The sequence below is a fragment of the Umezawaea tangerina genome (assembly GCF_003002815.1).
Lineage (GTDB): Bacteria > Actinomycetota > Actinomycetes > Mycobacteriales > Pseudonocardiaceae > Umezawaea > Umezawaea tangerina.
In genome coordinates this window covers 362,794-375,466 of the sequence record NZ_PVTF01000010.1, presented here as the reverse complement: position 1 = coordinate 375,466, position 12,673 = coordinate 362,794, and the positions used below count along the sequence as shown (strand labels likewise).

Sequence of the window (12,673 nt, the reverse complement as noted above, 5' to 3'; positions counted from 1 at the left end):
GTCACTCCTTGCAGGTCTTGCCGGAGTTGACGCAGTTCACGAGCCTGTTCATGATCTGGTCGGACATCACGTTGGCGAAGTCGTCGTGGTCGGTGAGCGGGTCGTGCTTCTCCGCGGGGAACGAGTCGACCTTGTACTGGGCGTTGCGCTGCACGTCGGCCGGGATGTCGTAGGTCAGCGTGATGCGCAGTTGCGGGATGGCCTTGAAGCCGTTGCCGCACCGGCCGTCGGCGTCGGCGAACGCCACGTGGTCGCGGTGGTTGGCGCTGTCGGTGTTCTTGCCGTCCCAGCAGCCGGGGAAGTCGTGGATCCGCTTCACCGCCGCACCGTTGGGGCAGATCGGGTACTTGGTGAGCAGCACCTTGTCCTCGAAGCCCGCGCAGGTCCAGGACGCCTTGGTGTTCTTGTCGCCGTTGATCGAGCGCTTGGCGTCGCCGTAGAGGATCTTCAGGAACTTCGGCATCGCCACGACCTTGCCCACGGGGCTGCCGCGGAAGGTGATGTCGGCGGCCTTGGGCTCCTGGACCTCGCCGTCGTTGCCCTCCAGCTCCTCGTCCTTGCCGGTCCCGGTGCCGTTCCCGGCCTCGGCACCCCCGCCGCTCGCGGCGAGCTTGCACGCCGCGAGCTTGTCCAGGCCCTGCGGTTTCGCGGCCACCCGGCCGATCGCGATGGCGATCCGCTCGATGGTCGCGGCCCGCTTCTCCTTCAGCGGCCCCAGGATCGCGTTGTCCACGAAACCCGGCGTCGTTCTTCTGCGCCGCCGCGGTGTCGGCCAGCCGCTTCTCGGCCTCGGCCTCCTGGGTGCCCAGCAGCGCCAGGTTGTTGTCGACCTCCGCCTTCGCCTGCTGGGGCACGTCCTTGAGCTGCGCGGCCACGTCCGGGCACTCGATCCCGCCGCCTCCGCCCGCTTCCTCCTCGCCCTTGTCGATCCGGATGACGGGCCAGAAGTAGGCGGACTTGTCACCGTTCTTGCAGGTGGTGCCGCCCGCGTCGAGGCTCTTGTCGTTCGAGTTCGCGTCCGTCGTCAGGTTGCCGACGTAGTCGTGCAGGTGCTGGGCACCGTTCTGCACGCCGGGCGCGGCGATGAAGTTGTCGGGGTTGAAGTGGCCATTCTCGTTGAGGCCGCAGTCGACCGTGAACGTGCCGGTGGTCGCGCCCTGCTGGGGCTTCGGCGCCTTCACGTTGGCCTTGACCTTCGTGATGTCGACGAACAGCGACGGGTCGGCGCCGTCGGCCCTGGCCGCGTCTTCGCTGCCCGCGTTCGTGACCACGACGGCCACGCCTGCCGCGAGCGCCAGACCGGCCATGGCCGCGGTGAGCTTCGTGCGCCGGGAGAAGTGGTGCCGCGCTGTGGAACGCGTCATGGTGTGCACCTCGGGGGGATGAACGCGCGAATCCGCACAAGGCGGTGGACATCCCGAAGTACGTACAACCGATCAGCCGCCGCCCGTCCGGGTCACCACCGTTATCGTTTCGTAATGCAGACCAACCGATCGGTCTCCACAGCTTCCGACCACAGGATGCCTTGCGCCGCTTGACGTCCTCAATAGACCGGATGAATCATAAGAGCGCTTCCACCTGCGGTTTCAGGTGGAGCGGAAGTCCATTCGAGACCCTCGCGCGGCTGCCGGGCGCCGCACCGACCGGCACCCGCGCGAGCCTTCCACCGCCAGGGCGCGTTCCCCATCGGACGAGATCCAGGGAACACGGCCTAACCCTCCTGCCGCGCCAGCGCGACCCACGACCGGCACAGCAGGTCGACGGCGTCGAGGACCACCTCGTCGGAGACGCCCTCCGGGGCGATCGCGCGCTGGATCAGCAGCCCGTCCTCCAGCGCGTGCGCGATGAGCGCGAGGAAACCGAGGTCGGCGGGCGGTCGGACACCCGCGCGGGTCAGCGCGTCGTCGATGCCGCCGGCGATCGCGCGGCGGGCGAAGAGCTCGCGGTCGGCCAGGCGGGCGCGGAGGCGGTCGTCGCGCAGGGCGTGCAGCCAGAGCTCGGTGCGCAGCGCGAGCCAGGTCGGGACGGTGGCGGCGCGGTCGCGGTGCCACGCCCGGAACGCCTCCTGGTCGCCGGACAGGGCGCGGACCTCGTCGAGCTCGGCCTCGGTCCGGCGCTCCAGCAGCGCGAGCACGAGGTCGTCCTTGTCCGCGAAGTTGCCGTAGAACGCCCCCCGGCTGTACCCGGCGCGCTCGGCGATCTGCTCCACCGAGGCGCCGTTGACACCCCGTTCGGCGAACAGCTCCGCCGCCGCGTCGATCAGCCGGGCACGGGTCAGCGCCCGGCTCTGGTCACGGGTCATCCGCTCGGTCGCCACATTCGGATACGTTACCGTATCCAGATACACACCTGTATCCGAAACCGTGGGGGGGAAGCATGCCGTGGGAAGCGAGCGCGGTCGAGACCGGGCGCCGGGTGCGCGCGGGCGAGGTGAGCGCGGTCGAGGTGGTGGAGGCGCACCTGGCGCGGATCGCCGAGGTGAACCCGGTGGTCAACGCGCTGGCCGAGGTGTTCGCCGACGACGCCCGCGAGCAGGCCCGACACGTGCGCGACGGCCCGTTGGCGGGTGTCCCGTTCTCGGTGAAGGACAACCTCGACGTGGCCGGGAAGGCCACCACGCACGGGGTCGCGCGGTTCCGCGACCTCGTCCGCCCGGTCGACGCGCCGCCGGTCGCGCGGCTGCGGGCGGCGGGCGCGATCCCGATCGGGCACGCGAACCTGCCGACGCTGACGGTGCGCGGCATGCACACGGCCAGCGAGCTGCACGGCCACACCGCGAACCCGTGGGACGGCGCGAAGACGCCGGGCGGGTCCAGTGGCGGCGACGCGGTCGCGGTGGCGACCGGCATGGCGCTGCTGGGGCTGGGCAACGACTCCGGTGGTTCGCTGCGCATCCCGGCCATGTTCACCGGGGTGTGCGGGCTCAAGCCGTCCACCGGCCGCTACGCCGCCGACCACCGGTTCGGCGCGGACGACCCTCCCCTCGCCTCCCAGGTGATCCCGGTCGACGGGCCGCTGGCGCGCTCGGTCGCCGACCTGCGCGTGGTGCACGAGGTGCTCTGCGGCGCGGACGTGCGCGACCCGCGCGCGGTCCCGGTGCCGGTGACCGGGCCGCCGGTGCCCCGCCGGGTCGGGCTGGTGGCCGACCCGAGCGCGCACCCGGACGTGCGGGCGGCGCTGGACGCGGCCGCGGGGACGTTGTCGGACAACGGTCACGACGTCGAGGAGGTGCTGCCGCCGAGGATGGCCGAGGCGCTGGACGCCTACTCGGGGCTGATCATGACCGAGTTCGCGCGGACCTGGCCCGTGGTGCGCGACCTGCTCGGGACGGGGGCGAGCCGGTACCTGGAGCTGTCGATGCGCAGGCGGGAACCGGCCGACCTGGCCGGGTACCTCGCGCTGACCGGTGTGCGGCAAGGGATCCGGCGCGCCTGGGGGGAGCTCCTCGACGACCGGCCGCTGCTGCTGGGACCGGTCAGCACCGTGCCGTCGTTCGCACCGGACCAGGAGTCCCGCGACGAGGAGGAGTTCGACCGGTACTCGCGGGCGATCGCGCTGTGCTCGGTGACCAGCCTGGTCGGCGTGCCCGCGGTCGCGGTGCCCACCGGACTGGTCGACGGGTTCCCGATGGGCGTGCAGGTGATCGGCCGCATGTACCGCGAGGACACCTGCCTGGACGCCGCGGAACTGGTGGAGCGCACCGTGGCCCCTGGTGGAGCGGGCGGCCCCTGGTAGCGCCGGCCGGAGGTCAGGGTCCTCCGGCCGGCGGTGCCGTGCCGGGTGGGGGACCACCCGGCAGCGGCGGTCACCGGGGCAGGTAAGCCCGGTTGGCCTTGGAGAACTCGAAACCGTTGAAGCGGTCCCAGTTGACCGACCACGTCATCAGGCCGCGCAGGTTCGGGTACACGCCCTTCGGCTTGTAGGAGCCGCAGTTCGCGCCCTTCATCAGGCAGTCCAGCGCGGTGTGCGTGTCGGCGACCGACGTGAACCCGTTGCCCGCGTTGATGCTCGCGGGCAGGCCGAAGGCGACCTGGTCCTGGCGCAGGCCGGTGAAGAACTTCGACGCGTCCCCGCGAACCGGGAACCCGGCCAGCACCATGTCCGTCATCGCGACGTGGAAGTCCGCGCCGCCCATGGTGTGGTACTGGTTGTCCAGCCCCGTGACGGGACCGGAGTTGTAGTCCTGCACGTGCAGCAGCGTCAGCGAGTCGCGCAGCGCGTGGATGACCGGCAGGTACGCGCCGGTGCGGCTGTCCGCGCCGCCCTGGCCGCCGTAGAACTGGTAGCCGACCTGGACGAAGAACGTCTCGGGCGCCATGGTGAGCACGAACTTGGCGCCGTAGCGGGACTTCAGCGTCTTCAGCGCGGAGATCAGGTTCACGATCACCGGTGTGGTGGGGCTGCGGAAGTCGGTGTCGCCGTCGTTGAGCGAGAGCGAGTGGCCCTCGAAGTCGATGTCGATGCCGTCCAGGCCGTACTTGTCGATGATCGCCGACGCCGAGCTGACGAACGCGTCGCGCGCGGCCGTCGTGGACAGCTGCACCTGGCCGTTGGCGCCGCCCACCGAGATGAGCACCTTCTTGCCCGCGGCCTGCTTGGCGCGGATGCCCGCGATGAACTCCGCCTCGGACTCGACGTTCGGGCACTCGGCGACCGGGCACAGGGTGAACCTCAGCTGGCCGGAGGTGGCGGAGGTCGGCTCGGCGAAGGACAGGTTGATGACGTCCCAGTCGTCGGAGACGTCCTTCATCCGGATGTACCCGGACCCGTTGGCGAAGCTGGCGTGCAGGTAGCCGACGAGCACCCGCTTGGGCAGCCCGGTCGCGGGCGGCGGTGTCGTGGTCGGCGGTGTGGTCGTGGTGGTCGTCGTCGTGGTGGTGGTCGTGGTCGTCGTGGTGGTGGGCGGCGTGGTGCCGCCGGTGCACGCGGCGCCGTTGATCTTGCAGTTGGCCGGGCTCGCCGTCCCGCTCGCGTTGAAGCCGAACGTCACGGTGGCGCCGGGCGCGATCGTGCCGTTGTAGTCGCGGTTGGTGAACGAGTAGTGCCCGGCGGAGTTGGTCTGCAGGGCGTCCCAGTACGCGCCGACGGCGGTGCCGGTGGGCAGGTCGAACTCGACCTTCCAGCTCGACACCGTCGAGCTGGTGTCGTTCTTGACCGCGAACTGGGCGGTGTAGCCGGTCTCCCAGCTCGACGTCTTGGTGAAGGTGGCGGTGACCCCGGCGGCGTAGGCGGGCGCGAGGCCCACCAGCACGGCGCCGACCACGAGCGTCACCACCGCCGCCACTCTCGCGAGCAGCACACGTGACATGCGTCCTCCTAGTGGTGGCGGCCTCCAGGTGGGTCTGTTTCCGAATTGGACTAGACCATCAACCCACTGTCAAGGTTCTCGGCGAAACACTCCCCGACCGGACATCCGACGTATAGCGTTCGCCCGTGCAGACCCCGTGGCGCGCCGCACCCCGCGCGGCCCTGTCGAGCCCGCTGACCCTGCTGGTCAGCGTGGTGACAGCGCTGCTGCTGAGCTTCGTCGTGGCCGCCGCCGTGCTGCACTCCTCGGCCTCCGGCAGCGCCGCGGTCGCCTACCAGCAGGACCGGCTGTGCGAGCAGCTGCTGCACCCCGGACTCGACGCCGACCGCGGCGTGCCCGCCGACCGGGTCGACGAGGTGGTCGCCGCCGCGCGCGAGACCGCCGGGTCGCTGCCCGTGCTCGCCGCGACCTACACCACCGAGGTCCGCACCGACTTCGGCGGCAGGCCGACGTTCGCGAAGTTCGGCTACCGCGAGGGCGCCGTGGACCACGTGACCGTGCTCGAGGGCGGGTCCCGCGACGGCATGTGGGTCCCCCGCAGCGTCGCCGACACGACCGACCTGCGGCTGGGCGAACGCGGCATGGGCGGCAGGCTGCCCCCGGTCACCGCGATCTACGCCGACCTCAACGACCCGATCGACCAGTGGTGGTGCGGCGAGCGCAAGCAGGTCGTGCCCAACAAGATCACCCGCAAGGACGTCACCAGCTCGGTGGTGTGGATGCCCAGCCAGGAGGCTTTCGACGCGCTGCCGCCGGAGCTCACCGGCGGAGGCGTCGCGCTGTCGCTGCGCTTCCCCGTCCCGGCGCCGCGCACCGCGACGCAGGCCGAGGTGCTGCTGGCGTCCGGGACCGCTCTGCTCGACCGGATCGACGACCGCACCGACGGGATCATCCCGAGGCTGCGCCACAACGTCGTGCTGCCCCTGCCGGTGGAGAACGCGCGCGCCACCGCGGCCAACGTCCGCGCCGCCGTCCTGCCGCTGACCCTGATCAGCCTGCTCATCGGGCTCGCGGGCGTCGGCACGGTCACCGCGGGCTGGGTGCAGCGCCGCCGGACCGAGCTGCGGATGCTGTGGTGCCGCGGCTCCGGGCCGTGGGCGCTCGGCGGCCGCGCGGTGCTGGAGCTCGGCGCACCGCTGGTGCTGGGCGGCGCGGCGGGTCTGGGCACGGCCCGGCTGCTGCTCGGCGTGTACGCGCCGTCCACCGACCTCGAACCCGACGCGCTGCCCACCGCCGTACTCGCGGTCGTCGCCGTCGTCCTGGCGAGCCTCGCCGTCACGCTGGTGGTGACCGCGTTCCACGCGCACCGGATGTTCCAGGCACCGACGGGCAGGGGGCTCGCCCGCCGGGTGCTCGCCGCCGTCCCGTGGGAACTGGCGACCGCGGCGCTGGCGTTCGCGGCCTGGCAGCGGCTGCGGGCGGGTGGGCTGTCCACGCCGCTCAAGATCGGCGGACTGCCCGGGATCGACGCGGCCGCGCTGGCGTTCCCGCTGCTGGTCGTGCTGACCACCGCGCTGCTCGCGGCCAGGGTGCTGCGGGTGCTGCTGCGCGCGTCGCACCGCGCGTCGCTGTGGCACCGGCCCGCCGCCCAGATCGCGATCCGCAGGCTCGCCGCGAGCGCCGGACCGGTGACCGGCGTGCTGCTGGTGGGGGTGCTGGCCATCGGCACGATCGCCGTCGGCACCAGCGTCGCCAACGCCCAGCGGACCGCGCTGGACGAGAAGTCCGGCCTCTACACCGGCGCCAACAGCGTCGTGCAGATCGGCACCGACCTGGTCACCGGCGAGCGCGAGCTGCCGGCCGAGCTGCGCGGGTCGACCACGGTCGTCGGCGTCAGCAGCCAGTACGACCGCACCGCGGTGGTGGTGGACCCGGCCACGTTCACCGACGGCGCCTACCTCGGCACCGCCGACCCCGACGAGCTGCGCGCGCTGCTCACCGAGCCGCTGCGGATCGGCCCACCCGCGCGCCGCGACGTCCAGCTGCCCGGACTGCCGCCGCTGAACCCCAGGACGACGCTGCCGTCGTTCCCGAAGGTCGGCGCGGACGGGTACGTCGTGCCGCGCGACCGGGTCACGGCCGCCGACGCCGTCGGCTCCTGGTACCTGTGGTCCACCAGGTCCGCCGCCGACCTCACCGGGCCGCTGCGCGCGGCGGGCATCGACTACACCGGCGTGCAGGAGCGGTCCAAGGCGATCGCCGGGCTGCCGTTCCTCACCATCGGGTGGGCGTTCGGGTTCGTCACCGCGATCGGCGGGGTGCTCGCGATCGTCGCGGCCATCGCGCTGCTGCTCGCGATCGAGGTGCGCAGGCGGCAGAACGCGGTCGCGGGCGCGCTGAGCACCAGGATGGGCATGAGCCCGGCCACGCTGCTGTCCAGCCACCTGGTGGAGCTCGGCGCGGTGGCGGCGTTCGCGGTCGTCGTCGGCAGCGCCGCGAGCGCGCTCAGCAGCGGGGTCGCCGTGCCGCGGCTGGACCCGGCGCCGCGGCTCACGCCGTCGCCGACGCTGCCGAACGTGCTGCCGCTGCTGGTGACCACGGCCGTCGGCAGCGCGCTGGTCGTGCTCGCGGCGGCGTGGATCGCGCTGCGCGCCGCCCGCGCGGCCCGGATCGGGGAGCTGATCCGTGGCTGACCACGTCCTGCGGCTGACCGGCGTCGGCGTCGACTACCGCACCCCCGGCGGCACGGTCACCGCCGTGTCCGACGTGGGCCTGGACGTCCCGTCGACCGGCATCACCGTGCTGGCCGGGCCGTCCGGGTCGGGCAAGTCGACGTTGCTGCGGGTGCTGGGCCTGGTCGAACGGCCGACGCTGGGCGCCGTCGAGCTGCACGGCCGCGGCACGACCCGGCTGTCGGACCGCGCGCGCCGGGCGTTGCGGCGCACCGACATCGCGCTGGTGTTCCAGAACCCCGGCGACAACCTGATCGGCCACCTGTCCGTCGGCGACAACCTGCGTGCCGCCGCCCAGTCCGCCGGGCGCCCGGAGCGGGTGGACGGGCTGCTCGACGACCTCGGCCTGCCCGGCACCGCGAGCTGGAAGGTGACCGCGCTGTCGGGCGGGCAGCAGCAGCGGCTCGCCTTCGGGTGCGCGCTGGCCCGCGGCGCCGCCGTGGTGCTCGCCGACGAACCCACCTCGCAGCTGGACACCGCGTCCGCCGACCTCGTCCTGGAGACCCTCGTGGACCTGTCCCGCCAAGGCGTCCCGGTCGTGGTCGCCTCGCACGACCCCCGGCTGATCGCGTTGGCGGACCAGCTGTTCACGCTGCGCGACGGGGCGTTGACGTGACGGCGTTGCGGGCGGACGGGGTGCACCGGTCGTTCGACCACCCCAGCGGCGCGGTGCACGTGCTGCGCGGCGTCGACCTGGAGGTGGCCGCCGGGGAGCTGGTCACGCTGTCCGGGCCGTCCGGGTCGGGCAAGAGCGCGCTGGTCACCCTGCTGTGCGGGTTCGACCAGCCCGACCGGGGCACGGTGGAGGTGTGCGGGCGGTCGCTCACCACTCCCCCGCCGTGGCAGCTGTGCGCCGTGCTGCCGCAGGCCCTCGGCCTGGCGGGCGAGCTGACGCTGGCCGAGAACATCGCCCTGCCGCTGCGCCTGGACCCGGCCCGCCGCGGCCACCCGGTGGGCGACGCCGTGGACGGGCTGATGGCCGAGCTGGGCATCGACGGCCTCGGCGACCGCTACCCGGCCGAGGTGTCGTTCGGCCAGCAGCAGCGCGCCGCGCTCGCCCGCGCCGTCATCACCGGCCCGAAGGTGCTGCTCGCCGACGAGCCGACCGCCCACCTCGACCGGCGCAGCGCCCCCGCCGCCGTCGCCGTGCTGCGCCGTGCGGCGGACACCGGTTCGGCCGTGCTCATCGCCACCCACCACGACCTCGTGCACCGCGCGGCGGACCGCACACTCGTCCTCGACAACGGGATCGTTTCCGTACACTGAGTCCCGATGCACCCGTTCGCTCGCCGCGTCCTGGCCCTCTTCGTCGTGGTCCCCCTCCTCGCCGTCCTGGTGGTCGTCAGCGACCACCGCTTCGCCGCGCCTCCCGGCCCCGCCCGCGACGCACCCGTCGCGATGGTCGCCATGGGCGACAGCACCATGTCCGGCGAGGGCGCGGGCGACTACGAGGCGGGGACCGACGGCGAGAACGGCGACTGGTGCCACCGCTCCGCCAACGCCACCATCAACCGGACCGTCGTCGCGGGCGTCGACAAGACGTTCAACCTCTCCTGCTCCGGCGCCAACTCCGAGCAGGTCGGTCTGACCGACAAGCTCCAGAACACCGAGCAGTCCCAGTCCAAGCGCCTCGCCGCCATCGCCCGCGTCAACCGCGTGGCCGTCATCGTCGTCGCCGTCGGCGCCAACGACGACCCCCGCTTCTCCGACGTCCTCAACCGCTGCGTCCAGGCCTGGTTCGAACGCAAGGCCGACTGCACCGCCACCCTCTCCGACGACTGGCGCGGCCGCGTCGACCGCATGGTCCCCAAGGTCGAGAGGGCGTTGCGCGACATCCGCACCGTCATGCACGACGAGGGCTACACCGAACGCTCCTACACCCTCGTCCTCCAGTCCTACGCCTCCCCCGTCGCCCCCGGCGTCCCCGGCGACCTGCAGAACCTCGCAGGCTGCCCCCTCCGCACCGGCGACATGACCTGGGTCCGCGACACCGGCGTCGGCGAACTCGCCAAGGGCCTCAACACCGCCGCCCGCCGCACCAACGCCCGCTTCCTCGACCTCACCCAGGCAGGCACCGACCACGAAGCCTGCACCGGCGGCCCCAACCCCGACGACGAGTGGTTCACCAGGCTCTCAGTCGACTTCGACGGCCTCCGCGACGAATCCCGCGCCTCCCACGCCCTCCAGGAATCCTTCCACCCCAACGCCAAGGGCCACGAACAGTTCGGCCGCTGCCTCACCGACTTCCTCAGCACCACCACCAAAACCGCCACCTGCGTAGCCGACCAACAGGGCAACCTCAAAGCAGTCTCCAGCACCAACACCGACTGACCCCCGTCCCCAGGCTGCTGGGTGGAGGGGGAGGGGACGCGTGGGAGGGGAGAGCGGGGGGTGGGTGGGGCAGGGCAGGCTGGGGTGGAGTGGAGTGGGCAGGAGGGGTAAAGGAAGGGCTGAGCGGTAGGGAAAAGGGCTGGGCGGGAAAGGACGGAGGGGAAGAGAAGAGCGGGAATGAGAAAGGCAAAGGACTAGAGCCAGGAGCCACCCCGACGGGCGCAGCCCGCCAACGCGCATCCGGCGCGGAGCGCCTGGGGCCCTGTCGGCGCCAGCCGATGCCTTGAAGTCAGGCGCAGCCTGATGTCTGGCGAAGCCAGATCCCCTCCCGCCCCCGATACACAGCGCCCTCCTGCCCCACCCCCGTTTGTCAAGACAGCTTTATCGTCTTGACAAACGGGGGTGGGGCATTGAGACAATCGCGCGCCGGGGGGCCGGGCTTCCCCAGGGGTGGGAGGGCCGGGGACAGGGCTTCGCACGATGAGAGGGCCAGGAGCCAGACTTCGCACGATGAGAGGGCCGGGAGCCAGACTTAGCACAGTGGGAGGACCAGGAACCAGACTTCGCACGATGGAAGGACCGAGAACCAGACTTCACGCAGTGGAACAACCAGGACCAGGCTTCACCAGAGGGCAGCACCCCACCCTCACCTCAACAACCCATCCAACAACCTCACCAACTCCCCCCCCCTCCCCCCACCCCCAGGCGCCCCCGGATACCTCCTCAACACCCCCACCACCACCCCCGAAGCAACCCCCACCACCCCCTCCACGTACCGCACCCCAGAATCACCCCCGACCTCCAGCTCCACCGCCCTCCCCGCATGCCCCGCCGCCCCCAGGATGTGCTTCACCTGCGTCGCCTTCTCCAACGGATGCAGGTACCCGGCCCCCGCCGCCGCAAGTGCGGCCCTCCCCGCCTCCCAAGCCGCCTCGAACCCCAGATCCCGCGCTTCCCCGGCCGCCCTCTGCGCCGCCCAAGCGCAGTCCCGCATGGCTTTCGTCCTCCTCCCGCCGCCCGCGAACTCCCGCGCGACCTCGATCGCCTCCCGCGGCCGCCCGTCCTCCGGCCGCGCCGTTTCGAAGATCCGCAGCACCGGCTCCGCGCACGCCACGGCGAACCCGGCGACGGCCCTCAGCTCCTCCAGGGTCAGTTCCACCCGGCACCGTCCACGACGTGCAGCACCCCCGCCGCCCCCTCCAGAACCCCTTGGTCCAACGGGAAGTAGCCCTGTTCCGGCCGCGTGTCCGTCCGCACGCTCCCGCTGTCCACCGACCCGGCCTCGACCAGCCCCCACCCCGACACCCGGTCCTGCAACCCGGCCTCGAACGTGCCCGCCGCGGGCTCCTCCAACCCCAACCGGGCACTCCGTCCCAGGCTCCCCGCCACGAACACGTACCCCTCCCCCACCAACGACCCCACGATCGCCCCCGCCGACACCCACTCCACGTCCATGTCGGCCAACCTCCACTCGCTGGGCGTCCACTTCAGGTGCATGTTGTGGGCGAACACGAACGTCTTGCCCCGCACCGCTTCCAGCTCACGGATGTCCAGCAGGTTGCGCGCCATCACCCCGTCGCGGACCCCGGACAACCGCGACACCCTCTGCGCCTGCTCCCCCGGCCGCGCCAGCTCCCGGTGGTAGCGCAGCAACCCGATCCCGGCGAACAGGTGCGTCCGCACCCGCCGCCACTGCGCCAACGACGACCCGGCGATGAGCTCCGGTGCCCGGACGTCCATGGCGACCACCATGTCGTCCGCGATCACCCTCAGCTCGCCCGCCTCGGCCGACGCGCCCACCGACTCCTCCCACCGCATCACGGCCTCGGTGCGGCTCCACCGCTCGTCCTCCCCGAGGAGCCCCGTGAGGTCGACGTCCCACCCCAGGTAGTCGCGCGCCCGCTCCAGGTAGGCCCGCGGACTGGGCGCGCTCATCATCTCCGTGGAGGCGTCGAACCCGTGGAACGCGACCCGCTCGTCGGGCGGCAGGTCCTCGTTGTGGTCCCGCATCCACGCGACCAGCCGCCGGTTCCCCTCCAGCTCCCCCAGCCCGTGCGAGAACCCGTCCCGCATCGCCGAGTCGAGCGTCCCCACGCCCTCCCGCACGTAGTCGTCCACGACGAGCGCCGCCGCCCGGTCGGACTCGACGGCGATCGACCGGAACCCGTGCTCGACCAGCCGGGGGAACAGCTCGTTGCGCACCCGCTGGAACGCCGGTTCGAGGTGGGTCGGCTCGCCGAAGGCCAGCAGGTCGCACGACGGGGTCACGAAGCCCAAGATGTCCTGACTCATGAGGTTCAAGCGTATCCTTGAAAGCACCGTTGAGACTTCCGCCGACACCAGCAGCGGGTCTCGCGGTAAA

At 72.2% G+C, this 12,673-nt stretch carries 9 protein-coding genes and 1 pseudogene; 5 read left to right on the top strand and 5 right to left on the bottom strand.

What is annotated here, in order from left to right; genetic code table 11:
- Nucleotide 1: 1 nt before the first annotated feature.
- Nucleotides 2-1,364: pseudogene (locus CLV43_RS50515) on the bottom strand (DUF1996 domain-containing protein).
- 347 nt (nucleotides 1,365-1,711) lie between these two features.
- On the bottom strand, nucleotides 1,712-2,317 hold the full coding sequence (locus tag CLV43_RS32150) for a TetR/AcrR family transcriptional regulator (RefSeq protein ID WP_211304646.1): 606 nt from the start codon (nucleotides 2,315-2,317) through the stop codon (nucleotides 1,712-1,714).
- 59 nt (nucleotides 2,318-2,376) lie between these two features.
- Between CLV43_RS32150 and CLV43_RS32145 the strand changes: the two genes are divergently transcribed.
- A complete protein-coding gene (locus tag CLV43_RS32145) occupies nucleotides 2,377-3,735 on the top strand; it encodes an amidase (RefSeq protein WP_106191857.1) in 1,359 nt (452 codons plus the stop codon).
- 70 nt (nucleotides 3,736-3,805) lie between these two features.
- Here CLV43_RS32145 and CLV43_RS32140 read toward each other — a convergent pair whose 3' ends face one another.
- On the bottom strand, nucleotides 3,806-5,308 hold the full coding sequence (locus CLV43_RS32140; RefSeq protein ID WP_211304645.1) for a chitinase: 1,503 nt from the start codon (nucleotides 5,306-5,308) through the stop codon (nucleotides 3,806-3,808).
- A gap of 125 nt (nucleotides 5,309-5,433) precedes the next feature.
- Here CLV43_RS32140 and CLV43_RS32135 point away from each other — a divergent pair, with 125 nt between their 5' ends.
- Genes CLV43_RS32135 through CLV43_RS32120 form a run of 4 tightly spaced genes read left to right on the top strand, consistent with a single transcriptional unit; the run spans nucleotide 5,434 to nucleotide 10,311 of the window.
- Nucleotides 5,434-7,941 (top strand): permease, encoded by a 2,508-nt coding sequence (locus tag CLV43_RS32135; protein WP_106191854.1) that lies wholly within the window; start codon nucleotides 5,434-5,436, stop codon nucleotides 7,939-7,941.
- A complete protein-coding gene (locus CLV43_RS32130; RefSeq protein WP_106191852.1) occupies nucleotides 7,934-8,596 on the top strand; it encodes an ABC transporter ATP-binding protein in 663 nt (220 codons plus the stop codon). The genes CLV43_RS32135 and CLV43_RS32130 overlap by 8 nt, the downstream gene beginning before the upstream one ends.
- Nucleotides 8,593-9,246, top strand: a complete 654-nt coding sequence (locus tag CLV43_RS32125; protein ID WP_106191851.1) for an ABC transporter ATP-binding protein — start codon at nucleotides 8,593-8,595, stop codon at nucleotides 9,244-9,246. The genes CLV43_RS32130 and CLV43_RS32125 overlap by 4 nt, the downstream gene beginning before the upstream one ends.
- A gap of 6 nt (nucleotides 9,247-9,252) precedes the next feature.
- Entirely contained in the window at nucleotides 9,253-10,311 is a 1,059-nt protein-coding gene (locus CLV43_RS32120) for a GDSL-type esterase/lipase family protein (RefSeq protein WP_106191849.1), read from the top strand.
- Nucleotides 10,312-10,957: 646 nt separating this feature from the next.
- Here the strand turns inward: CLV43_RS32120 and CLV43_RS48055 are convergent.
- Nucleotides 10,958-11,470: a putative immunity protein gene (locus tag CLV43_RS48055; RefSeq protein WP_170156106.1), complete on the bottom strand. Its 513-nt coding sequence runs from the start codon at nucleotides 11,468-11,470 to the stop codon at nucleotides 10,958-10,960.
- The gene (locus CLV43_RS32115) at nucleotides 11,461-12,603 is read right to left on the bottom strand and encodes an erythromycin esterase family protein (protein WP_106191848.1); all 1,143 of its coding nucleotides are present in this window, start codon (nucleotides 12,601-12,603) and stop codon (nucleotides 11,461-11,463) included. Before CLV43_RS32115 ends, CLV43_RS48055 begins: the two co-directional genes overlap by 10 nt.
- Nucleotides 12,604-12,673 lie beyond the last annotated feature (70 nt).